The sequence below is a fragment of the Bacteroides mediterraneensis genome, from assembly GCF_900128455.1.
GTDB classification, from domain to species: domain Bacteria; phylum Bacteroidota; class Bacteroidia; order Bacteroidales; family Bacteroidaceae; genus Phocaeicola; species Phocaeicola mediterraneensis.
Map to the genome: position 1 here is coordinate 1,389,008 of NZ_LT635783.1, position 22,303 is coordinate 1,411,310.

16 protein-coding genes are annotated in these 22,303 nt (G+C 48.3%); 6 read left to right on the top strand and 10 right to left on the bottom strand.

Annotated elements, in window-relative coordinates:
* Positions 1-249: 249 nt before the first annotated feature.
* The 3 genes from BQ7480_RS05500 to BQ7480_RS05510 are packed head-to-tail and all read right to left on the bottom strand — an operon-like array spanning position 250 to position 6,692.
* Complete coding sequence (locus tag BQ7480_RS05500; protein WP_072542049.1) at positions 250-2,556, bottom strand: hypothetical protein; 2,307 nt, start codon at positions 2,554-2,556, stop codon at positions 250-252.
* 40 nt (positions 2,557-2,596) lie between these two features.
* Positions 2,597-4,810, bottom strand: a complete 2,214-nt coding sequence (locus BQ7480_RS05505; RefSeq protein ID WP_072542050.1) for a hypothetical protein — start codon at positions 4,808-4,810, stop codon at positions 2,597-2,599.
* 28 nt (positions 4,811-4,838) lie between these two features.
* Entirely contained in the window at positions 4,839-6,692 is a 1,854-nt protein-coding gene (locus BQ7480_RS05510; protein WP_072542051.1) for a hypothetical protein, read from the bottom strand.
* 382 nt (positions 6,693-7,074) lie between these two features.
* On the opposite strand from BQ7480_RS05510, the gene BQ7480_RS05515 reads away from it, so the two are divergent.
* Complete coding sequence (locus BQ7480_RS05515) at positions 7,075-8,301, top strand: MFS transporter (RefSeq protein ID WP_072542052.1); 1,227 nt, start codon at positions 7,075-7,077, stop codon at positions 8,299-8,301.
* 73 nt (positions 8,302-8,374) lie between these two features.
* Here BQ7480_RS05515 and BQ7480_RS05520 read toward each other — a convergent pair whose 3' ends face one another.
* The 7 genes from BQ7480_RS05520 to BQ7480_RS05550 all read right to left on the bottom strand — a co-directional run bounded on the left by BQ7480_RS05520 (position 8,375) and on the right by BQ7480_RS05550 (position 15,495).
* A complete protein-coding gene (locus BQ7480_RS05520) occupies positions 8,375-9,034 on the bottom strand; it encodes a carbohydrate-binding family 9-like protein (protein WP_072542053.1) in 660 nt (219 codons plus the stop codon).
* Between the two features lie 31 nt (positions 9,035-9,065).
* The gene (locus BQ7480_RS05525; protein WP_072542054.1) at positions 9,066-9,221 is read right to left on the bottom strand and encodes a YqaE/Pmp3 family membrane protein; all 156 of its coding nucleotides are present in this window, start codon (positions 9,219-9,221) and stop codon (positions 9,066-9,068) included.
* A 551-nt stretch (positions 9,222-9,772) separates the two neighbouring features.
* Positions 9,773-10,201, bottom strand: coding sequence for a Fur family transcriptional regulator (locus BQ7480_RS05530; RefSeq protein WP_072542055.1), 429 nt, complete (start codon positions 10,199-10,201; stop codon positions 9,773-9,775).
* A 78-nt stretch (positions 10,202-10,279) separates the two neighbouring features.
* Positions 10,280-11,467 carry a C1 family peptidase gene (locus BQ7480_RS05535; RefSeq protein ID WP_072542056.1) on the bottom strand — a complete coding sequence of 396 codons (1,188 nt, stop codon included), beginning with the start codon at positions 11,465-11,467 and terminating at the stop codon, positions 10,280-10,282.
* A 31-nt stretch (positions 11,468-11,498) separates the two neighbouring features.
* Positions 11,499-13,097, bottom strand: coding sequence for a dipeptidase (locus BQ7480_RS05540; protein ID WP_072542057.1), 1,599 nt, complete (start codon positions 13,095-13,097; stop codon positions 11,499-11,501).
* 305 nt (positions 13,098-13,402) lie between these two features.
* Complete coding sequence (locus BQ7480_RS05545; RefSeq protein WP_022352996.1) at positions 13,403-14,977, bottom strand: Rne/Rng family ribonuclease; 1,575 nt, start codon at positions 14,975-14,977, stop codon at positions 13,403-13,405.
* Between the two features lie 242 nt (positions 14,978-15,219).
* Positions 15,220-15,495 carry an HU family DNA-binding protein gene (locus tag BQ7480_RS05550; RefSeq protein WP_007563675.1) on the bottom strand — a complete coding sequence of 92 codons (276 nt, stop codon included), beginning with the start codon at positions 15,493-15,495 and terminating at the stop codon, positions 15,220-15,222.
* A gap of 205 nt (positions 15,496-15,700) precedes the next feature.
* Between BQ7480_RS05550 and mutY the strand changes: the two genes are divergently transcribed.
* Genes mutY through BQ7480_RS05575 form a run of 5 tightly spaced genes read left to right on the top strand, consistent with a single transcriptional unit; the run spans position 15,701 to position 22,293 of the window.
* Positions 15,701-16,783 carry an A/G-specific adenine glycosylase gene (gene mutY / locus BQ7480_RS05555; protein WP_072542058.1) on the top strand — a complete coding sequence of 361 codons (1,083 nt, stop codon included), beginning with the start codon at positions 15,701-15,703 and terminating at the stop codon, positions 16,781-16,783.
* Entirely contained in the window at positions 16,770-17,201 is a 432-nt protein-coding gene (locus BQ7480_RS05560) for a single-stranded DNA-binding protein (RefSeq protein ID WP_072542059.1), read from the top strand. The genes mutY and BQ7480_RS05560 overlap by 14 nt, the downstream gene beginning before the upstream one ends.
* A 42-nt stretch (positions 17,202-17,243) precedes the next feature.
* A complete protein-coding gene (gene gldE / locus BQ7480_RS05565) occupies positions 17,244-18,608 on the top strand; it encodes a gliding motility-associated protein GldE (protein ID WP_072542060.1) in 1,365 nt (454 codons plus the stop codon).
* Between the two features lie 2 nt (positions 18,609-18,610).
* Positions 18,611-19,249: a 4'-phosphopantetheinyl transferase family protein gene (locus BQ7480_RS05570; protein ID WP_072542061.1), complete on the top strand. Its 639-nt coding sequence runs from the start codon at positions 18,611-18,613 to the stop codon at positions 19,247-19,249.
* A gap of 44 nt (positions 19,250-19,293) precedes the next feature.
* Positions 19,294-22,293, top strand: coding sequence for an AsmA family protein (locus BQ7480_RS05575; RefSeq protein ID WP_072542062.1), 3,000 nt, complete (start codon positions 19,294-19,296; stop codon positions 22,291-22,293).
* Positions 22,294-22,303: the final 10 nt, after the last annotated feature.

Sequence of the window (22,303 nt, forward strand, 5' to 3'; positions counted from 1 at the left end):
GCAAAAATAATAAAACTCCTTGGATTTTAGGGGAGATTCCTCCGAAAAGTTCACCTCTCATTGCGCGCGAACAGGCGGAATGTGCCATGTGGAAAGGTAAAATGGGTGTGTTTGGAAGGGGGTAAAAAAACGCAAGTGCGTTTGGAGTAAAACGTCAAAGAGTTTTTGTCCAAACGCACTTGCGTTTCAAGTAAAACGTCCTTACGTTTTCATCCGAACGCAAAGACGTTTTGGGAACGTTATTCATAGTCACTCATAGATATATTCCACGTCCGATTTTTTGAACCGCAGAAGGCGGGAATCATTGGAACCGGCCCCGTTCCTGGAGGCATAATACGCGTTCATGGCACCTGTAAAATACCAGCCTTGTCCGTTTTCTGGCGAGTAGGCAGCCCACAGCATGTTGTTATAGTGTCCATGGAGAATGCCGTTGTCGTTCCATTGTGCGGAAGAACCGTACCAAACCAGAGGTTCGTTCTGCGAAGGTGTGCCGTTGCTGTACATGGCGATGGTAATCAACCCGCTCAGCTTGACATTGCCCACTGTCACATCCTCTCTTCTCCGTTGGCGCCGTTGGATTTTAGTCCCGCCGTTCCAGGCAGTGCTGTGTTCGCCGTCCCACATCAGCCAGAGGTAGTCTTTCGTAATCTTCAATACTCGGTCGAAGTCTTCCACCGACGGCGTTTCGTACCCGTCGGGAGCCATGGCTGTAGGTTCCAGCTTGTTGATATGGACGTTTGAGGTACTGTATCCCTCCAGCTTGGCTACTCCGTTGTCATCTATCACCTGCATGCCTTGGGTGGTCTTTCCCTGATACTGCCATTTCCAGAGTTTGAAGAATTCTTCCGGAGTGCAGTCGCGCAGATAATCGAAAACAGTCTTTCCTGCTTTCGCAGCCGGGTCGTTCGAAGAAAGTATCTGGTCATTGAAATCCTTTGAGTTGCCCATGGCATTGTACTTGCACCACCACACGCCGTTGAGGTACGTCACCGGGAGTCCCCAGTTGCGTCGGCTCACCGTATATTCTTCGCGTTCCGTGCCGTCGTTGTTGCAAATCACCAGCGTGGCTTTCTGCACACGTCCGTTGGCCGTGGGGTCGTTGGGTTTCCATCCTCCCAGGATACGGAAGGAGTGGGAATTGTCTTCCCGTGCCGCCAGTTTGATCCAGTGGCCTTCTCCGTTCTCATATTCTACGGTCAGCTTTTTGGATTCCGGCAGGGTCAGTACCCCCAGTTCATTGTCGATATAACGGTCAAAGTGGCATTCGTAACTGTCGTTGTAATCGAGCAATCCTTCCATCCGGGTCGGGTTTTCCGTCAGGACCAGTGTCAGGTAATCGTCCGGATAGGTCTGTTGCAGTCCCTTCCGGTGGAAGCGCAGCTTGATTTCTTCTCCGGAAACGCCGAGGCGCCATCTGTCTTTCTGTATGCGGAACAGGTTTTTGCCTCTGGTTTCCGCACTGTTGCCTCCCAGTGTCTGTACGGTCAGCGGCATCGGGTCTGGGATGAACTCCAGTTGGTCGTCACAGTCGATGGCCAGTGTCAGTTCGGTAGCCGTATAAGGCAATACAATCCGGTTTTTCGCATCGTTTACCGTCACATCTCCCGGCAGGGTAGAGGCCTTCGTGTCTACCTTCAAGGCACCCGCTTCGGAAGAGAGGTTGTGCTCGCCTCCGTTTTCCCATTCGATGACCTGGAGTTTCACGCTGCCACTGACAGGGTCTTCGCTGAGGCTCAAGGTATAGACCGTATTGCGTTTCAGGGTAGAAGGCAGGCTGCTTTCTACGGTGGTTTCTTTTCCGTTTTTCACGACACCCACCTGGGCCTTTACGTCTGTACCGCTTTGTTCGTACAGATAGGCCACTCCTTGTGTCGATGCTTTCAGTGCTTCCGGAAATTCGATGCTTTCATCTTCCCAAGTCGTATTTCCCGGGCTGGATACCGGATTCTGAGGGAACAGGAAGGTCTGTTGCGCAATGTGGGTGAACACGATTTCCTTTACTTGGAGGGAACTGTTGGCCGGCAGAGAAAGGTCAAACCGGGCCGACCCTCTTTCCAGGTCCATGTGCAGCGTGCTTTCACTGCTTTTGCCCAAGTCGAGCATGCCCGAGAAGAATTCCGGTGCATGCGCATTACCGTGGGTATAATTCAGGGTTGTCTTCAGCCAGTCTTCTTCTGTAATCTTCTGTTCCTTCATTGCCTGAAGGTCCAGTTGTCCGTCCGTGTTGCCTACGAGATAAAGATGGCCGGACGACTTGTCGGTCTGGAGTACATACTGGCTCTCCTTTTTTGAGAACTCGGTATATACCGTAGTCAATACGCCCTCTTCGAACAGGCAGGCCTGCATGTCGCTGATGCTGTCTTCACCAGGAAGAGAACTGGTTTCTCCTTCCATCTGAAAGGCCTTGATGCTGGCATTTACAGTTCTGACGGGCACACTTCCGTTCTCATCATTAGGAGTGTCCTCGTTTTTGGGAATGTCTTCGTTGCTGCAGGCCGAGGCAAGGCATACGGCTGAGAGTATTCCGAAAAGCTGGATATATTTTTTTAAGTGCATATACATGAGTTTTCTTGCGTTTTTTGTTATAGCTCTATTCTTATTCATAGATATATTCTACAGGAGTCTTGATGCATCGGATGGTGCGGGTCTTCTGTGCGTTGCTGGCCGCATACTTGAACCAGTTTCCTTTGCCGGTGTTTTTGGCATAACCTTCTATCATCCACGTGTTGCCTGAATTGCCGTAGGTGGCAAACAGAATCATCATGCTGGAGATGCTGCTTTCATTCCATTGATGTCCCAGTCCGCAAAGCGTCAGATGGTTTCCTTCATATTCAAAATCGTAGAACGATATCGGGCCGTAGGTAAGGCCTTTGAAAGTCGCGTTGCGTTCCACCACGTTGAAATTGAGGCGTTGTCCCAGTCCGTTGTTGAAGACTCCGGGGTCAAAATAAGCCAGGTTGCAGTTTGAGCCCCATGTGTAGAAGCGGTAGTCGTCATAATCCGGAATCTGGTACCCGTCGGGAGCCATCTCGGTGGGAGCCATCGTGCCGAAGTTATCTGCCTGGCTTTTATACCCTTCATAATAGAACTGGCTGCCGTTGTGGGTCAGTTTCAGTCCGTCCGGATTTCCCGCCTGATACTGGTCGCCCAGCACCTGAAGGAAGTCATCATCCGAACAGGTTCTCAGATAATCGGCCAGGCTGCCGTGTGCCGCAGGGTCCGCTTTCACCAGAATCTGGTCGCTGAAGCTTTTCACATTGCCTCTCAGGTTATATTTGCACCACCACACACCGTTGATTTTCACGACGGGCAGTCCCCAGTTGAGGCGTCGGATGGTGTACACTTCCGGATGGCCGCCATTGGCATCCGCAATCACCAGTTCACCGGTTTGTGCCCGTCCGTCTGCGTTCGGGTCATTGGGTTTCCATCCTCCCAGCAGCCGGTAGGTACGGTCGCCTTCTTCTGTCAGTTTCATCCACCGGGCTTCTCCTTCATTGAATTTCAATGTCAGGTTTTTTCCTTCTGGGAGCGTGATACGGGCCAGTTCACCGTCAATGTAGGTGTTGAAATCACAAAGACCGTTGTCGTCAAACTGGAGGACGCCTGTCATCTGCACCGGATTCGGAGCAAATACCAGTACGACCCGTCCCGTCTGTATCTCGTTTTTATGTACATCCAGATACATATATTCATAATGGCTTCCCGGCATTTTCTGTTTGCTCTCGATGTGGAATTGTGCCACCGGGGAAAGGCTGCGGCCAAGCGGGGCAGGAGTGACCGTCACTCCCTCGGCCTGTCCCAGCACGGTTACCTCGGCTCCGGCTTCGGCTGCCAGTGTCAGTTGGAAATCACTTTTCCAGCATGGCACGAACACGGTATCGCCCTGTGCATTCAAGGTCACTCCTTCAGAAGGCTGTGAGAGTTCCTTGTCCACCAGCCCTTTGTGCGTGAGGCCCGATTCAGAAGAAGAGCCGGCCTCCCAGTCATCGGTCAGCACCTCCACTTTCCAGTCGGCTCCGTTTCCATACACTTTAAGCGTATAGATGGTGTTGCGTTTCAGGGCCGGGAGTGTGGTTTTCAGCCGGTGCCATCCTCCGTGCACTGTCATCATGATTTCTACCTCATGTCCGTTGGTATATTGTTCGGGAAGATAGAAAAGAGTAGTCTTGCCATTCTGGAAAGGCTGTTCACCGAAATCCTTTGTCAGGTCGGTTGCCTCCTGCTTTTCAGAGGGCTGAAGTGCGTCCTGTTCGTAGAGGTAGCCCGTCAGTGACACCCCTTTTATGGTGGCACTGTTTACCTGGACATCTTGGAAAGGCGATTCCAAATCGATGCGGGCTACAGCCCGTTTCAAGGCTACGGAGGCAGAAGTGGCATCTTGGTCCACATCGGCTTTTCCGGTCATCAGCACATAGTCGGAAGCCATATTCTCGGCCGTAGCCTGCTGTTTCAAGAACTCTTCCAGCGTGGTGACCCCTTCTTTCAGGTTTTCCGGGGAAACGGCCTGGTCGCCATTGGCCAGGAAATACAGGCTGCCCTGCGAGGGGTTGATATCGAGTTGGCAGGCACCCGCTGCATCCACTTTCAGCGAGGAGAACGTTTCTTTCAAGACGCCGTTCTCGAACTGATAACCATTGAGCGTGTTGATTTGTGATTCCGTGTCGTCGGCTGTTCCATTCGTCATTCCAGCCCGGGAGAATTTTACGGTAAACATTCCGTTTTGCGGCGTTTGCTGGATATCTTCATGCTGGCATCCGCACAGTAAGAACAGGCTGGCGCTTGCCAAGGCGAGTATATATTTCATCATCATTTTTCGTGATATTATTGTTATCGTCCGTTTATTTGTATTGGTAAGGGTTTTGCGAGCTGTTCAAGTAGCTGGGAGAATCGACCGGCATCTGTCCGATGTTGTCCACATAGAAGTTGTTCATCAGCTGTTCCGCCCAGGGTCCGTAGGTGAAAGAACTGCTGTGTCCGTATCCCATGACGTGTCCGAGTTCGTGGAACATGACGCTGCATGCATACCGGTTGAAGTAATGTTCGAACCATCCTCGCTGGTAGGCTCCGAAGGTGCTGCCTCCTCCTAATCCGATGATTCCATGCCCGGGATAGACCAGACCTACCTGGAGCGTTCTGCTGGCTCTCATTTTTTTCAATACCTCCTCTACCTTTACAGGCTGTTTGTTGTCATCGTAAAGCTGGTCGGCATTGTCCTTTAAAATCTGTTCGTGCTCCGGCATGTCAATCATGTAAGTGAAATTGAGGAAAAGGGCCACCGACTCCCGGCAATGTACCGGGCGGATTCCCATCCAGTTGCCCACCGGACCCCCGTCTTCTTTTTCCGGGTCGCCTCCGTAGAGTCCCCAGTAGATGGTCCATCCGTGCTTGATTTCCTGTAGCTTGCTCCAGTAAGGGTCGGCCGATTCAATCTTGAGCACAGCGTTGCTTAATTCAGAAGCCGTTTTCTTTTGTACCTCTATATATTTCCCGGATTCCGTGCGGCACATGGCAGCGCGCTGCATCAGCGGAATCTCTTCCCAAAAATCGCCGAAGGCCGGGATGGAATCAAAATAAGCCAGGTCGAAAAACTCTTCGCTCACCTGCGGCAGCTGCATCTTAATCAGTACGCCGGTCAGTTTGCGGGGAGAGTAGAAGCGCGTATGCAGTTTCCCCTCTTCTGTGACGGATACCTGCAGTGGCTGGGCGGTATTGAAGCACCGTACAGTCTTGTCGGTATATACTTCCTTCCGTTCCGTGTCTTGCAGGATTAAGCTGTGCTCACCTTTATTATACGCAGCAGGGGTGATGAACATGGTCACCGCCTTGTCATCCGGATGGTTCACTTGGGTTTCTACGAGATGAATGTGGTTGGAAGCCAGTTCCTTCTGCTCAAAGCTGTACACCTGCTTCCTGTTTTCTTTCCGGTAGTTGCGGGTAGAAAGGTTGATTTCTCCATGAAACGTAGCCCCCTTGCACAAGGGCATGAACAGGTAGGAAGTCTGTCGGTTCAGTGAAAGGGCCTTCACCGTACCGTTGCTTTCCCCTCCCAGTTCCCCGTTGCCGGAAAGGGTGGTGTAGAAGCGTACGTCTCCCAATGCCAGGCTTTTGTCTGTGACGGCATAGCCCACGTAGGGGTTTTGATACGCAAAGTCAAAATCCACCCGGCTGACAATCCGTTTCTGTGTCACTTCCTGTGGGATGGAAGCCACTTCCTGGATGCCATTTTCCGTTTGTTTCTCTACGATGGAGAAGGGAGTTTGCGAGTAGAAGTATTCAGCTTCCAACGGTTGCTGCAGGTCTTCAGGAAAAACGAGCCATTCCTCCTGAAGATTTTCCGGGCTATGGATAGTGGCCCGGTCTGCGGCTGGGTTGCCTTTGATGCCCAATACAACCAGCCGGTATTCTCCTTTGTGAAGACCTTCGGTATAAATCTCGGAGGTGGAAGCTTCATAATAGCTTTTGATGTTTTTTACCTTGTCGCCGTTTTCATCGACAATGAAGTAATGCAGCTCGTCATAAAGCGACGTTTCCGTTTCCGAGGCACGGGAAGAGACTCCTTCATAGCCTTGTTTTTGTAATTTGAATACAATCCCAGATTGGTTTTCGGTGGAAGATGTGCCTAAGTGCTCCTCCTGACTGCAAGAAACCAATAGCAAAGTGCATAGAAATGCAATAAATGTAAATTTTCTCATTTTGTTGTTGTTTTCTCTGTATGGCAATCTTTCTATAACTAATGTCCTTATTCTAATTTTACCCTAAAGGTGAATAATCGGTTGTTTTCCCGCTTGTTTTTGTGTATGTCGTTAGTAAAGCAGCTCGTTTTGTTCTTAAACGTAATTTGTTTTTGTTTTGTTCAGTCAGAAAAGTGATTTGCGTGTAATTTTTATACTTTATATCTGTTAACTGTTTGTAAGTGAATGGAATATAGAATGTGAAAGAGAAAAATAAGCTAAATTTTTGTTTGCATTCATCGTTTTTGTCGATGAATCTCATTGAGAAAAAGAGTTTTTCCGATAGATGGAGATTGGAGCCGGCTGTCTACCTTTGCTTCCATAATCATGAAAGAAAAAGGAAATGAAAGAAATGAATCGTTCGCGTGAGGCGGTCGCACGGTTTCGCCTGATACGTAACTGCATGTTTTTGTCCGGATTGTCGGTTTTTGCCCAACTGTATTTGTTTCAACCCATGCTTTCGGAAATGTGCCGGAATTTTGGTGTCAGTCCGGCAGAAAGCAGTCTGTCGGTGTCGGCCTCTACTGCCGGTATGGCGTTGGGGTTGATTATAATGGCTTTCAAGGCCGATTCCGTGTCACGTGAACGCCTGATGGGAGCTTCGTTGCTACTTTCTTCCCTGTTGACTATCGTGTCTGCCTTTACTGACAGTTATTCCCTTCTGCTGGCTCTGAATCTGTTGAAGGGAATGGTGTTGGCCGGGGTGTCATCGGTAGCGTTGGCCTATCTTTCGGAAGAGGTGGACAAAGCCATGATTGGACTGGCCATCAGTCTGTATTTGAGCGGCAATACGCTGGGAGGAATGTCGGGGCGAGTGGCTGCCACGCTGATGTCCGGATGGGGGGGATGGCAGTCGGCCGTGTGGCTTATCGGCATTGTCAGTCTGCTGCTGGGCGGATTGTTCTGCTGGAAGATTCCTGCTGGGAAAAACTTCTCCGCGGTGTCGGTGCCTTTTCGGGAGAAATTGCGTCAGATGCGTTTCCTTTTAACCCGGAGTACATTTCTTTCGATGTATCTCATCGCCGCGCTTTCGATGGGAATTTTTGTGAGTATCTACAATTATCTGTCTTTCCTGTTGGAGGCACCTCCTTTTTCGTTGCCCCATCATTGGGTGGCACTGATTTTCACCATGTATGTGGCAGGAATCATCGGTTCGGTCGTGGCCGGAGGTCTTTCGGACAAGTATAGTCCGGAAATGCTCTTGCAAGGTACGTTGGGACTGATGGGAGTCGGGATGGCCTTGTTGCTATGGATGCAGCTTTGGGCTATTGTGCTGGGACTGGGATTAATGACTTTTGCCTTTTTCGGGACCCATACGCTGGCCAGCCGGATTGTATCGGTGCATGCCGGGCAGATGAAAAGCAGTGCCACCAGCATTTACTGGCTGTTCTATTATGCAGGCTCCAGTCTGGTAGGTTCTTTTTCCGGCATCGTGCTGTCTCACTATGGGTGGGGGTCTTTCATGGAATTCCTTTTTGTGCTTTTGGCCGTGGCTTGGATTATTTCTTTGAGTGTCTTATGGCTGTTTAAAGGAAAGAAAAAGGTCTATGTGTGGATTGCGAGGAAGTGATACGGCTAGCGGCCTGCTTTCAAAACTCAATGTTTGAAGGCAGGCTGCCGGCGTGTTTATCAGGTGAAGGGGATTATTCGAATATAATCTTGCCGAAGAACTCCGGACAGTGGAAGCAAGGCTTCGGCAAGTCAATGGGATTCCATGACAGGAAGTGAGGCGTGTACTGCAAGTCCCCGCATTTGTAGAAGTTGGCATAAGCGGTCAGTCCTTTGAAGCCTTTCAGCTGATGACGGAAGAACGCTTCCTTGGGAATGCAGAGAGCCAGTTGCCAGCTACATTCTCCCATACGCTCTTCAAACGGAGCTTTTCCGAGTGAGCTCCAGCGGTCTACCTGCTGGAGAATCTCTTGGGGGGCATGAGGTCTGTCACCCGGTTGTCCGCCACCGATAAGGAGGGTTCCCCCGCAGTTACATTCAAAGTTATAATATACGTTTTCTTCCTGGTCTTCCGGAAGCTGGAAGAAGAATTCGCAACAGGAGTCTTCCCAAACTCTACCGTTATCTTCGGCGGCTATGGCTCGCACACTTTCTTCTTTTACGCGATAGTTCAACAGGATAAAGTCGCCTGTATGGGCAATGCGAAACGCGACTTCCGGACAGTAGGGAAAATCTTTCCAGTTCACGCAGGAAATCGGTTGGAATTCTACCTGATGTGCATCGAGCAGGGCCGGGATGTCTTGGGCGGCCACGCGGGACTGTCCGGTAATTTCGGGAACATGTAATTCTTTCATGATGTTTGATTTAGGATTTCGAATTAAAAATTTAATTTTGTTTGTTCAGGATAATAAGGGCACCGATGACTCCGGGAATCCATCCGCACAATGTGAGAATAAAGACAATCAGTACCGATCCGCAGCCTTTGTCGATGACGGCAAGGGGCGGAAAAATAATGGAGAGAATGACTCTGATGAATGACATTTCTGTGTTGGTTTTAGAAATTTGCAGGAAAGTTAGGGAAAAGATTTAGAACTGGCAAGAATTTGGAAAAGATTCGGAGAAGAACGAGGGGGATAAAAAATATCCTCCCGAGGACTTCGGAAGGATATCTTGAGGTGTATACCGGAAAATCCGGTATAGAATATGCAGTAAACTTTACAACTTTCAATCATTAAGCTGACATCCTGGTCAGCAAAGGGGTTACTTGCTCATTAGCTGAGCATTACGTAACCCCAAACCATCGGATCTCCCTTGAAGATCTTCTGAATGAAATTTTTCATCGTTTTCATGTTGTTACCCTTTCTTTTTTAGTTAAACCTTAATACCTTTCAATTTAATCTTAAAATAACGCGTCTCCCGACGAGGTTGAAAACAATCTTATAATCTAAAAAAACAATCTTTCTACTAGGTGAATCTTTGAACTTCTGTTCTTGATTACGCTGCAAAGATAGGGCTTTTTTGTATAGAATATATGCTTTAGAACATAAAAATAAGGGAAGGGCATGTTTTATTGATGTAGGTCAAAAAAACGGTCAGTTCCGATGTCTGGCAGCACAACGGGCGCATACTCCTTTCACGATGTAGTTGACTTTTCGGGCAACGAATCCTTCGGGAAGATTGATGTGCGGAATGAGGTCCTGGTTCAGGCAATAGGTATTGTGGCATACCTCACAGTAGAAGTGGCAGTGCTCTTCGTCTTCGTTGCACTGGCCGTGGTTGTGGCAGATGCAGTATTTGTGTGAACCGCTTCCGTCGTCCACGCTGTGGATGAGATGATGCTCGTGGAAAAGGACGAGGGTGCGGAAGATGACCGATTTGTCGATGCTGTCGAGCTGTTTTTCCAGCGTGCCCAGGCTGAATGTGTCGGTTTGGGAGGCAATGGCCTCATAGATGAGCAGTCGGGTGGAGGTAGGGCGGATGCCGGCTGTCTCCAGGATTGTGGCATAGTCTTCTGTTTTCATAAAAAAGGATGCTTATCTTGTGACTTGCTGCAAAGATAAGCATCCATTTTGGCAACCAGGTTGTTTTTCAGCCAGGTTTTATTCGTTCAGTCCCAGTTTTTTCTTCAGTTCCTTGGTCAAGGCATCCTTGTGCAGAAGAATATAGATGGTTTTGGCACGCACATAGCTTTCCGACATGTTCAGGTAGCCTCCGAAATCGTTCCGGTCGGTGCCCCAGGAATTCTTGGTAATATAGTATTTTGTGCCGTTCTGGTCTTTGGCAATGCCGGTGAGGTGCATCAGGTGGTCGTCGGTAGTGACAAAGGCCTCGTATCCTTTCTGACGGATTTCGGGTGTCACTTTCACTTCCGGACATGGGTATTCAAACTTGAAGGCCTCATCGAGTCTCTGTTTTGCATCCATGCTTTGCCAGCGGGCAAAGTCGGTATCTTTCAGGTCTTCGGTCTTTCTTGTTTCCGGATTGATGGCCACTCCGTGCTTGAAGGAGAATCCTTTTTCGCTGACATCGCCGTCCCAGCACACAGTATATCCGTTTTCCAAGGCATGGTCGGCGGCCTGCATCATCTCGTCGAGCGGCAGGTTGTACATCTTGGCATGCTCCCAGTTGTCCGGAATCTCCAGTTCAAATGCCTGATAGTAGGGCTGGTGGGTGAAGCTGGTCAGCATGACATAGTCTTCCGGATGGATGCCTAGGCTCTGCGCAAAGGATTGCGGAGTATATTCCTTGCCTTTGTAGGTGAACTTCTCAGGCAGTTCGCCCATGTAGATGTCGAACAGGCTCTGAATCAGTTTTTCGTATTCCGGGCTGCGCTGGCGCAGCTGGATGGCCTTTTCAGCAATGACTTCCATATAGGAGGCCAGCTCCTTGTGGTTGTGGGTCGGAGAGTGATAGTTGATGCCACTGTACACTTCTTCCGGCACGATACCTACCTGTGTGAAAGCTGTAAACCAGCTGGGTGAGATGCTCCCCTGACCGATATTGCCTTTTCCGTGACGCAGGTAATTGTCTTTCAGCTGGTTCATGTACTTCTGACGGACGATGTACATTTCCGAGAGATCGAATTCGCCTTTTCCCTGACGGAGGAGTTCGGCTTCGATGAATGAAGTGGTGGCAAAGCACCAGCAGGTGCCTGTGGCCGCCTGGTTCTTGACCGGAGTCACTTTCTGGTTGACGACGGTGGTAAATTGGTAGCCTTCGGCTTTAGGCTGTGCCTGAAGAGTGGCCGAGGCGAGCAGTAGGGCAGAGATAAATGTAATTGTTTTCATATTTTTATACGTTTCCAGCGAATTAGATGAATTAGAATCCGAAACGGTAATCGTTCCAGTATTTGGCAGTCATTTCGTCCCAGCGGAGTAGGGTGGCTCCGATGAAATCCTTTGTGTAATCAGTCAGATAGGCCTTGGCAGCGTCTTCTCCCTGATTCTTGACCAGTTCCGCATAACGCTGTTCCACCATCGGCAGTTCTTCCAGTCCTTTCCGTTCAAAGTGCATCTGGTTCTTTTCCATGATTTTCCGGGCGTTTCCCCATCTCACGGTAGCCAGCTTGTTGGCCTGACGGTAATGCCACAGGGCCGCATCCAGACGGTAGCGGTGGTTGCCGCAAATTTTGAACATGGCGGGCAGGTCGGTCGTGCCGCAGAAGATGGGCACGCGTGGACTCTGTCCGGGGTTGTCCATGGCAAACCAGCAGACACCTCCTACGGCATCCGGGAGCCAGCTGCGCAACTGTATGACGGTGGAGTAGGCACATTGCGGAACAGCCACGTTCCGGTTGGCTGTGACACTTCCCTTTTGGAGGGCATTGTACAGCTGGACTTCATCAGTACGCATCCACGGGTTGGCACGCGGGCTGGTGATGGTGTCGGTCTTTCCGGTCTTCCGGTCCTTGACAGCTACTTTCAGATTCTTTGTTACGCTCCATTCTGTGCCTTCATACGTCTGTCGCAGGTAAGCCATTACGTCGGCATTGCTGATTTTCTTTTCCGGCTTCACGCTCAGGGGCAGTTCCTCATCGTCCATGCTGAGCTTGAGTGAAGGAGCCAGGGTACTTAAGATAAAGAATTCCCGGATGCTGAATGCCTGCATCTTTCCGAAATAGTTCGGGCCTCCATAGGCTTTCCAGAACTTGAACGGTTCCTTTCCGTCCCACAGCTTGAGTTTCTTGGCTACGCTGAACACGTTTTCTGAGGCCATGTAATGGTCTGTATCTTTCAGGTGGAGTGTGCTGATACGGGAGATGTTGGCCGAAACTCCTACTTCATCGTCAGGAATACGGACGGCAGCCCATACACCGCCAACCTGGTCGGGACCTTCGCCGAAGATTTCAAAGTGCCACACTTCCTTCGGGTCGGCAATGGTCAGACATTCTCCCGAATCACCATAGCCGTATTCCTTTACCAGCTTGCCCATGAGCTGAATGGCCTCGCGGGCCGTGGTACAGCGTTGCAATGCCACGCGGGCCAGCTCTTCAATCATGAACATTCCTTTAGGGTTCCTCAGGGTATCCCGTCCGCTGATGGTGGTTTCCCCCATAGCCAGCTGTTTCTCGTTCAGACACGGGTAGGCCGTATCCAGAAAAGCGTAGGTATGTTTGGCTTGCGGAATCTGCCCTTTGACGGTCAGGTTGGTCTGGTCGTTGATCGATTCCGTGTGCATGCGTCCGTCGTAAATGTTCATTACCGTGTCGTTGGCAAAATCTGCCGCTGGTACAATGTTCACCCACGTACGGTACCAGCTGTCGCAAGTGTGGCTCGTCATGACCGAACCGTCGGTTGAGGCCAGTTTTCCCACCATGATGCTCGTGCAGCAATCCGGATCGCGCGGTAAGGTTTGCTGTGCGAAAGCAAGCTGGGAAAAGGTAACCCCGATAAAGAATAAAATGTTACTTATTTTCATGTTTTCGTATTAAAATGATATTTGTTTGCAAAGATAGTAAAAAAGGAGAAAAAGGGATAAGGATATTCTTCGTAAAATGGTTGAAGAATGATAGGTCTCCCTGAGTTTTCTTCTTGGCGACTTAGAAAAGAATGTACAGCACAGGCATAAAATTATCTCATCACGAACGAGTCGAGACCTCATCACGTTCGTGCGGGGATCTCGTCACGAACGTGATGAGGTAATTTCGTGTTGGAGTTTCTGAATGAAGAAAGGTAGGGATACAAAAAAGGCCGTCTTCGTTTCTCACGATGACGGCCTTCTGATTATTTGATTTCAAATTCTTCTTTCATATCCATTTCCTGGTTGTGTACGTCAAAGAATTTATACTGTAAAAAAGCCAGGTTCTGGTTCGGAACGATTTTGATGCCGAATCCATACTTCATCTGCCATTTGCGTTTCAGGGACATGAATCCCTGATTGACGTAGGCAGCTACGTAAGGATGGATATGCAAGGTGAATTTCTTCACTTTCAGCTTGTTGACCAGGTAATCAATCTTACTTTCCAACGTATCGGTAAACAGGATGGAAGGTTTGATTTTCCCCTTTCCGAAACAAACGGGGCAGTCTTCATCGGTAGTGACATCCATGGCCGGACGTACCCGCTGGCGCGTGATTTGCATCAGTCCGAATTTGCTCAAAGGAAGGATGTTGTGTTTGGCCCGGTCTTTCTGCATGTTCTGGCACATGCGTTCATAAAGTTTTTGCCGGTTTTCTGCCAGGTTCATATCGATGAAGTCCACCACAATGATTCCGCCCATATCTCTCAACCGGAGCTGGCGTGCCAACTCATCGGCTGCGCCCAAGTTCACATCGAGTGCGTTTGCCTCTTGTCCGTTGGTCGATTTGGAGCGGTTTCCACTGTTTACGTCCACCACGTGGAGTGCTTCGGTATGTTCGATAATCAGGTAAGCCCCGCTTTTGTAGGAAACGGTCTTTCCGAAAGAGGACTTGATTTGCTTGGTGATACCGAAATTATCGAAAATAGGAAGCTGGCCGGTGTAGCGTTTTACGATGCCTGCCCGTTCGGGGGCAATGAGCGCCACATAATCTTTTACTTCGTTATAAACGGTTTCGTCGTTTACGTAAATGTTCTCGTACGACGGGTTGAACAAGTCGCGCAGCATGGCTACGGTGCGGCTTGTCTCCTCATAAACCAATGAGGGCAGTTTGGTGGCCTTCTGTACTTTCGTGATGGTTTCTTCCCAATGTTTCAGCAAGACTTTCAGTTCCGCATCCAGCTCTGCCACCCGTTTGCCTTCGGCCACGGTACGTACAATCACGCCGAAATTTTTGGGCTTGATGCTTTGTAGCAGCTGTTTGAGGCGAGCTCTTTCCTCGCTGGATTTAATTTTTTGTGAGACGGATACCTTGTCGTTGAAAGGAATCAGTACCAGATAGCGTCCGGCGAACGACAATTCGCAGGTCAGGCGCGGCCCTTTTGTGGAAATGGGCTCCTTGACAATCTGCACGATGACCTCTTGTCCCTGCTGGAGTACACTGGAAATGGTTCCGTCCTTGTCAATGTCGGGAAGCATGGAGGCTTTCGACATGGGATAAAGTTTTTTCCGGTCACTGATGACTTGCTTGAGGTATTTCTGGTAAGAATGGAATTGTGGTCCCAAGTCTAAATAGTGGAGAAAAGCGTCTTTCTCAAAGCCTACATCTACGAAACAGGCGTTGAGGCCGGGCATGAGTTTCCGGACTTTCCCTACGTACATGTTGCCGACAGAGAACGAAAGGTTGCGTTCTTCTTTTTGGAATTCTACCAAGTTCTTATCTTCCATGAGGGCGATAGAAATTTCCTTGGGCTGTACGTCTACTACTAATTCGCTTGTCACTTTTTGCTTGGTTTTTTGTTTCTAATGGATTGCTAATTACACAAAGAACAAACCTGAAAGACTTTGTTTAGCTTTGCAAGTTTGTTCTTTATTGAAGTCGGACAGACTAACAATTATTTTTTGCTTTTATGTCTGTTCTTTCTCAGTCTTTTTTTACGTTTGTGAGTAGACATTTTATGTCTTTTTCTTTTCTTTCCGCTTGGCATAGCTTCAAAATTTTATGGGTTAATACTAAATGTTAATTATTTTTTTACTGATAGAGTAAATGTTTTTGCAGGTTTAAATGCCGGAATGTTGTGCTCCGGAATGATGATAGTTGTATTTTTAGAAATGTTACGAGCAGTCTTCTGCGCTCTTTTCTTCACAATGAAACTACCGAAACCGCGGAGATAGACATTTTCATCTTTCGACAAAGATTCTTTAACTGATCCCATGAACGCCTCAAGGGTTGCCAATACTGTTGCCTTGTCAATTCCTGTGTTTTTGGCAATTTCGTTTACAATATCTGCTTTAGTCATTTCGCTAATAATTATTGTTATACGTTATCTTAATTTTTTGGACTGCAAATATATAGCTTTTCTGTTTCTTTTGGAAATATATCGGGAATATTTTTTTTGAAAAGTCGTGCTTTTTGAGGGTTTTATTCCTTTTTGAAGGCAGTCTGGGGCCGTTTGCTGTGTATGTCGGGGAAATGTATTATTTTTGCAGGCAAATATGCAGCGAATGAGTTTTTTTGCAGATAAGATAATAGATTGGTACAAGGAAAACAAACGGGATTTGCCTTGGAGGGACACAAAAGACCCTTATAAAATATGGATATCGGAAATCATTCTTCAGCAGACCCGGGTCGTGCAGGGATATGATTACTATTGCCGTTTCATGACACATTTTCCGGATGTGAACACGTTGGCGCATGCATCGGAAGATGAGGTGATGAAATGCTGGCAGGGGCTGGGGTATTATTCTCGTGCCCGCAACCTGCATACGGCGGCCAAAATGATTGCGGAAAAAGGTTGTTTCCCTACGACGTATGAAGAGGTGAGAGCCTTGAAGGGAGTAGGAGATTATACGGCGGCGGCTATCTGTTCTTTTGCATACGATTTGCCATATTCGGTAGTTGACGGCAATGTGTATCGGGTATTGTCGCGCTGGATGGGGGTTGAAGACCCGATTGATACCGGTGCTGGCAAGAAGTTGTTTGCTTCTCTGGCAGATGAGATGATGGACAAATCACGTCCGGCCTTGTACAATCAGGCCATCATGGATTTCGGAGCCTTGCAGTGCGTACCGTCATCGCCCTCGTGCCTGTTTTGTCCGCTGGCGGACAGTTGTGTGGCCTTACAGAAGAATTTGGTAGACAAGCTTCCACGGAAAGAACGGAAAACAAAGGTACTCGACCGCTATTTCTCATATATTTACGTGCGTGCAGGCGTATATACCTATATAAAGAAGCGGGCAGCGGGCGATATCTGGCAAAATCTGTATGAGTTTCCACTGATTGAAACGCCGGGTGAGGTGGGGGAGGAAGCAATCCTGGGCCTTCCGGAATTTCATCATCTGCTGGGCGGTCATGACATTCAATCCTTCCGGATGGTATCACCTGAAATCAAGCATGTGCTCTCGCATCGGGTCATTCATGCCAAGTGTTATGAAGTGGTGCTGGCGGAGGAAAATGTGACACTTCCTGGTTTTCAGCGGATTCAAATTGACGATTTTCATAATTTCCCGGTATCGCGCTTGATATCTCGTTTTTTTTCGTTACTTTTGAAACCAAATCATAAAAAACAGAATCATGTCATTGAATAAAGTACAATTGATTGGAAATGTGGGAAAAGATCCCGAAGTGAGATATTTGGACAGTGGTGTGGCCGTAGCTACTTTCCCGTTGGCTACTACAGACCGTGCTTATACGCTGGCCAATGGTACCCAGGTGCCGGAGCGTACGGAATGGCATAACATCGTGTTGTGGCGTGGACTGGCAGAAACTGCCGAAAAATATGTGCACAAAGGAGACAAGTTATATATTGAAGGGAAAATCCGTTCTCGTTCGTACGACGACCAGAACGGGGTGAAACGTTATGTGACGGAAATTTTCGGCGACAATATGGAGATGCTGACTCCGCGCAGTGTGCAGTCTGCTGCTTCGGTGCAGTCTCAGGCAGCTCCCGCGGCTACGGCTTCTGCTCAGCCGGAAAGTAACCCTTCGGATGATTTGCCGTTCTGATATTCAGGCGGTCACTTTAATTAAAAATAGGAATATTATAGGATGGATCCTGACTCGTGTTTGCTCCGCTTGTCGGAGCTATGTGACGGAATAACCGTAATGCCCCTTTCATTAGGGGCAGCTTTTGCTTTGTTTCTGGCCCTCGTGCTGTTGTATGTATCGGGCTTTGTTTCAGCTTCTGAAATCGCTTTTTTTTCGCTTTCCCCTTCCGATTTGAATGAGATTGAAGAGGAAAATCATCCTTCTGACGCCAAAATCAAGGGGCTTTTGGATGATTCTGAACGTCTGCTGGCTACCATTCTGATTTCGAATAACTTTGTCAATGTGACGATTATCATGCTGTTGAACTATGTGTTTGCCAGTGTGATAGATTTCGGTCAGGCAAAAATTCTGGAATTTCTGATTGTCACGGTGGTGCTGACATTTTTGCTGCTGTTGTTTGGGGAGATTATGCCTAAAATTTATTCGGCCCAGCACACCCTGCCTTTTGCCCGCAAGGCGGCGCCGGTCATTACGGTGCTGCGGACGGCGTTTTGGCCGGTTTCTTCCCTGCTGGTCCGCTCTTCTTTTTTTATCAATCGTTTTTCTCAGAAGAAATCACGGAACTTGTCGGTGAATGAGCTTTCTCAGGCATTGGAACTGACCGATATTCAGGATACTTCGGAAGAAAGCAATATGTTGGAAGGTATCATCCGCTTTGGGGAAGAAACGGCCAAGGAGGTGATGACTTCCCGCTTGGATATTGTGGATTTGGACATTGAGTCGTCTTTTTCGGAGGTATTGAAGTGTATCAATGAAAATGGGTATTCACGTATTCCTGTATATGAGGAAACGCGCGACTGTATCAAAGGTATTTTGTATATCAAGGATTTGCTTCCTTATCTGGACAGAGGGGATGATTTCAAGTGGCAGAACCTGATTCGTCCGGCCTTGTTCGTTCCAGAGAATAAGATGATAGGTGACTTGTTGCGTGATTTTCAGGCCAACAAGATTCATATTGCAGTGGTAGTGGATGAGTTTGGCGGTACTTCGGGTATTGTCACCATGGAGGACATTATCGAGGAGATTGTGGGAGAAATCAATGATGAGTATGATGAGGAGGAACATTCCTATGTGAAGCTGACGGAGAATGTCTATGTGTTTGAGGGGAAGACTTTGCTTTCCGACTTCTATAAGATTATCAAGGACAGTGAAGATGTGTTCGACAAAGTTTCAGGGGATGCCGATTCGCTGGCGGGGTTGCTGCTGGAGCTGAAAGGTGAATTTCCGGCATTGCATGAAATCATCAATTATATGAATTACCGTTTTGAAATTCTGGAAATGAATTCACGGCGTATCCTGAAAGTCAAAGTAACCATATTGCCTTCTGCGCCAGAGGAGGACAAAGTCGACAAAGAGAAAAAATAACTATGCCGCTTCTGAAAATATGGAACGAAGATAACGGACTGTGGGGAATCTGGCATGTGACGGAAACACCGGAGGAACTGCGGGCTTGTCTGTCGGATGCGACGGTTTCTCAGGAACTGGAGATGTTGAAGGCTCCTTCACGGAAGCTGGAATATCTGGCGGTAAGGGTACTGCTGAAAGCAATGCGGGGAAGGGAGGTCCGGATTGGACATGAACCTTCTGGAAAGCCTTTTCTATGGAATGAACCTTGTCGCATATCCATCTCCCATACGAAAAATTATGTGGCAGTAGGCTTGCATGCGACTGCTTCGCCTGGGATTGATATCGAGACGTATGGGGAAAGAGTACGGAAAGTAGCGTCTCGTTTTGTCCGGGAAGATGAAATGCCGGGTAGGGAACGCATGGAGCCTCAGGAGGAATTATACCAGTTGCTGCTGCATTGGTCTGCCAAGGAGACCATGTTCAAGGTGATGGATTGTAGGGAAGTGGATTTTTTGGAGCACCTGAAAGTGAAGCCTTTCCCGCTGGCTTTTTCAGGCACTTTCGGAGGGGAATCTTTCCGTCTGAAGGAAAAACGACATTTTATGATTCATTATTTGATACATCCGGAGTTTGTCTGTACGTACTGTGTTGACACATGACGGAGAATACAAATGCAGAAAGATTTTGTTTTTAAGGAAAAAAGATGAACAAGAAGTTGCGTAAAACCATTCGGCTGACAGCTATTTCATTCGGTGCGTTACTGGCTGTTTTCTTGTTGGCCGTAGCAATTGTGGTGAATTTTATTTTTACGCCGGAGAAGTTGACTCCGGTAGTGCTGAATGTGGCTAACCGTACGCTGAATGCCCATTTGCAGATGGAAAAGGTGGAGCTGACATTTTTCTCTACTTTCCCGCGGTTCGGGCTGAAGGTCACTGACGGGGTTTTGGTATCCAAAGCCATCAACGATACGTTGTGGCAGAAAACAGATTCCCTGCTTTCTTTCAAGAAATGTGTGGTAGTGGTGAATCCTGTAGATTATTTATGGAAACATAAAATCAGTCTGCGTTACTTGGGTTTGGAGGATGCCACGGTATATGCTTTCACGAACAAGGAAGGAAAAAGCAACTGGGATATCGTGAAGAGTACGTCCGACCAGCTGGAGGAGGATACAGTGTCGCAAAGGGATACAACCATCCAGGAAATAGATATCAATCGTGTCTCACTGAAACGGTCTAATGTGACGTTTGACGATCGTAATACCAGGGTTTATACCCGGGTGCAGAATCTGAACCTGACTTTGAAAGCTTCCTTGAAGAAGGACTATTCGGCCCTGACTTTAAATTATGACAACGAGAATCTGCTTTTTTGGCAGGATGGCCAACTGCTGGTCAATCATCTGGCCGTGGGGCTGAATGCCAATATGCAACTGGACCGTACGTCCCGGAAACTGACCTTTAAAGATACCGGACTGACGTTGAACGGAGTGGCGCTTGACTTGTCGGGAACACTCGGACGGGATAGTGTCGGCGGACCTGCCCGGGTAGATTTAGGTTACAAACTGCATGCTCCTTCTTTGGAAACGGTTCTGAATATGGTCCCGGAAAGTGTGTTGAAGCGGCAGAAACTGACAGCCAATGGAGAAGTGATACTGGAAGGAACCTTGAAGGGACTTTATGGCAAAGAATACATGCCGGAGGCCACGTTGAAAGTGAATATCAACAAAGCTTCCGCCCAATATGCCGGCTTGCCTTATGGGGTGGATGAGCTTACGGCGGAATTCAACGGTTATGTTGATTTGATGCGTCAGAAACCATCGTATGCTCATCTGAAGATTTTTCAGTTCAAGGGGGCCCATACGGACATTCTGGCCGATGGGAAGGTGGAGGATTTGCTGGGTGACCCTGACATCACATTTCACACGCGTTCGGAAATTGACCTGACTGCATTGGCCAAGACATTCCCTTTGCAGGAAGGAGTGTCTATCGGTGGACGTGTAGGAGCTGATTTCCGGTTGCGGTGCCGTCTTTCGTCTATTCAGAAACAAGACTGGGGACGGGTGCGTCTGAAAGGTAAACTGGATATGCAGGACATGTATGTGCGCGATACGACAAAGAATTTTGAGTTCTCCAGCAATGCCGATTTGCGCTTCATTGGAGAGGATAATCTGGCCGCAAAGGTGACGATACAGAAGGCCGTGCTGCGGGCTTCTTCCTTATCTGCCGAACTGGACGAATTGAATGCGACCGTAAAATCAACGAATCCTCAGGATACCACTCGTCTGATTGACGTGGAATGTAAGTTGCAGATGAGCCGTCTGAAAGGAGGAATGGGCGATTCATTGAAGGTGTTTACGAAAAAGGCAAAGGCTTCACTGCATTTGCAGCCAGGTAAACGGAATCCTGCCATGCCGAATGTGAAAGTGGCTTTGGAGACGGATACGCTTTTCTGCCGGATGGGGCAGATGAAGATGGGAATGGATAAAGGTGGTTTTAACTTGACGGCTGAGAAAATCCGTGACTCTCTCTGGCTTCCGAAAGGAATTATCGGTTTTAACCGGTTGACATTGCGGACGCCGGAACTAGCTTTGCCGATTAGGATGCGCAAGACTGCGGTTACCGTAGGCGACCGGAATATTACCTTGAGGAATGCCAGTTTGCGTATCGGACGTTCCAATCTGACGGCCAGTGGGGCGGTATATGGGTTGTATGCAGCCATGAAGAAGGGTAAGCTCTTGAAAGCCAATCTTGAGATTTCGTCCCGCAACCTGGATTGCAACCAGCTCATCAATGCGTTGAATTTCCCGCAGGATACGCTTCAGGCAGAAACCGATACGGTGTCAAGTTCCGAACCTTTGCAGTTGTTTGTCATTCCGCCGAAGATAGATTTCGAGCTGAAAACCAACTTGAACAAGGTGACCTACGGCAATATGGTCTTTGAGCATGTGAAGGGAGAAGTGGATATCCGTAATCAGGCGGTCTATCTGAAGAAGCTGACCATGCGCGGTCTGGAGGCGGATGTGGAGACCACATTGGTTTATCGTGCCCGTAAGAAGACGCGCGGCTATGCCGGTTTTGATTTCCGGTTGAGGCAGGTAAATATCGGAAAGCTGGTAGATTTCATTCCTTCCCTTGATACCATTGTGCCGATGTTGCGTTCGTTCAAGGGAATGGTCGATTTTGATGCGGCTGCCGAAGCGGTACTCGATTCTAATCTGAACGTGAAGATTCCGACGTTAAAAGCAGCCATTCATATCAAGGGAGACAGTCTGGTGCTGATGGATGGAGAAACCTTTGCGGAGATATCCAAGACGTTGATGTTCAAGAATAAGAAACGGAATGTGTTCGACAGTATTTCGGTGAACCTGACCGTGAAGGATGGAAATGTGACGGTGTATCCTTTCCTGCTTCAGATAGACCGTTATAAAGCGGCTGTAGGAGGTACGCAGGGGTTGGACATGAATTTCAATTATCATATTTCCGTGTTGAAATCTCCTTTGCCTTTCAAGGCCGGTGTCAATATTACCGGAAATCTGGACAAGATGAAAATACGTATCGGGAAGGCGAAGTATAAAGATGCAGTGACACCTGTGGCCATTCGGAAGGTCGACAGTACCCGTGTCAACATGGGACAGGAAATCATTCATAGTTTTGAACGGGTTATGAACCGGGCCTATCGTGGAAGGCTTCCGAATGGAGCGGAGTAAATGAATCTCT

Excerpts from the sequence above, each read along its gene's own strand:
- BQ7480_RS05520 (WP_072542053.1), bottom strand. The coding sequence starts at position 9,034 with ATGAAAGAATTACATGTTCCCGAAATTACCGGACAGTCCCGCGTGGCC.
- BQ7480_RS05500 (WP_072542049.1), bottom strand. The coding sequence starts at position 2,556 with ATGCACTTAAAAAAATATATCCAGCTTTTCGGAATACTCTCAGCCGTA.
- gldE (WP_072542060.1), top strand. The coding sequence starts at position 17,244 with ATGGATCCTGACTCGTGTTTGCTCCGCTTGTCGGAGCTATGTGACGGA.
- BQ7480_RS05535 (WP_072542056.1), bottom strand. The coding sequence starts at position 11,467 with ATGAAAACAATTACATTTATCTCTGCCCTACTGCTCGCCTCGGCCACT.
- BQ7480_RS05505 (WP_072542050.1), bottom strand. The coding sequence starts at position 4,810 with ATGATGATGAAATATATACTCGCCTTGGCAAGCGCCAGCCTGTTCTTA.
- BQ7480_RS05570 (WP_072542061.1), top strand. The coding sequence starts at position 18,611 with ATGCCGCTTCTGAAAATATGGAACGAAGATAACGGACTGTGGGGAATC.
- BQ7480_RS05515 (WP_072542052.1), top strand. The coding sequence starts at position 7,075 with ATGAAAGAAATGAATCGTTCGCGTGAGGCGGTCGCACGGTTTCGCCTG.
- BQ7480_RS05525 (WP_072542054.1), bottom strand. The coding sequence starts at position 9,221 with ATGTCATTCATCAGAGTCATTCTCTCCATTATTTTTCCGCCCCTTGCC.
- BQ7480_RS05560 (WP_072542059.1), top strand. The coding sequence starts at position 16,770 with ATGTCATTGAATAAAGTACAATTGATTGGAAATGTGGGAAAAGATCCC.
- BQ7480_RS05530 (WP_072542055.1), bottom strand. The coding sequence starts at position 10,201 with ATGAAAACAGAAGACTATGCCACAATCCTGGAGACAGCCGGCATCCGC.
- BQ7480_RS05550 (WP_007563675.1), bottom strand. The coding sequence starts at position 15,495 with ATGACTAAAGCAGATATTGTAAACGAAATTGCCAAAAACACAGGAATT.
- BQ7480_RS05575 (WP_072542062.1), top strand. The coding sequence starts at position 19,294 with ATGAACAAGAAGTTGCGTAAAACCATTCGGCTGACAGCTATTTCATTC.
- mutY (WP_072542058.1), top strand. The coding sequence starts at position 15,701 with ATGAGTTTTTTTGCAGATAAGATAATAGATTGGTACAAGGAAAACAAA.
- BQ7480_RS05510 (WP_072542051.1), bottom strand. The coding sequence starts at position 6,692 with ATGAGAAAATTTACATTTATTGCATTTCTATGCACTTTGCTATTGGTT.
- BQ7480_RS05540 (WP_072542057.1), bottom strand. The coding sequence starts at position 13,097 with ATGAAAATAAGTAACATTTTATTCTTTATCGGGGTTACCTTTTCCCAG.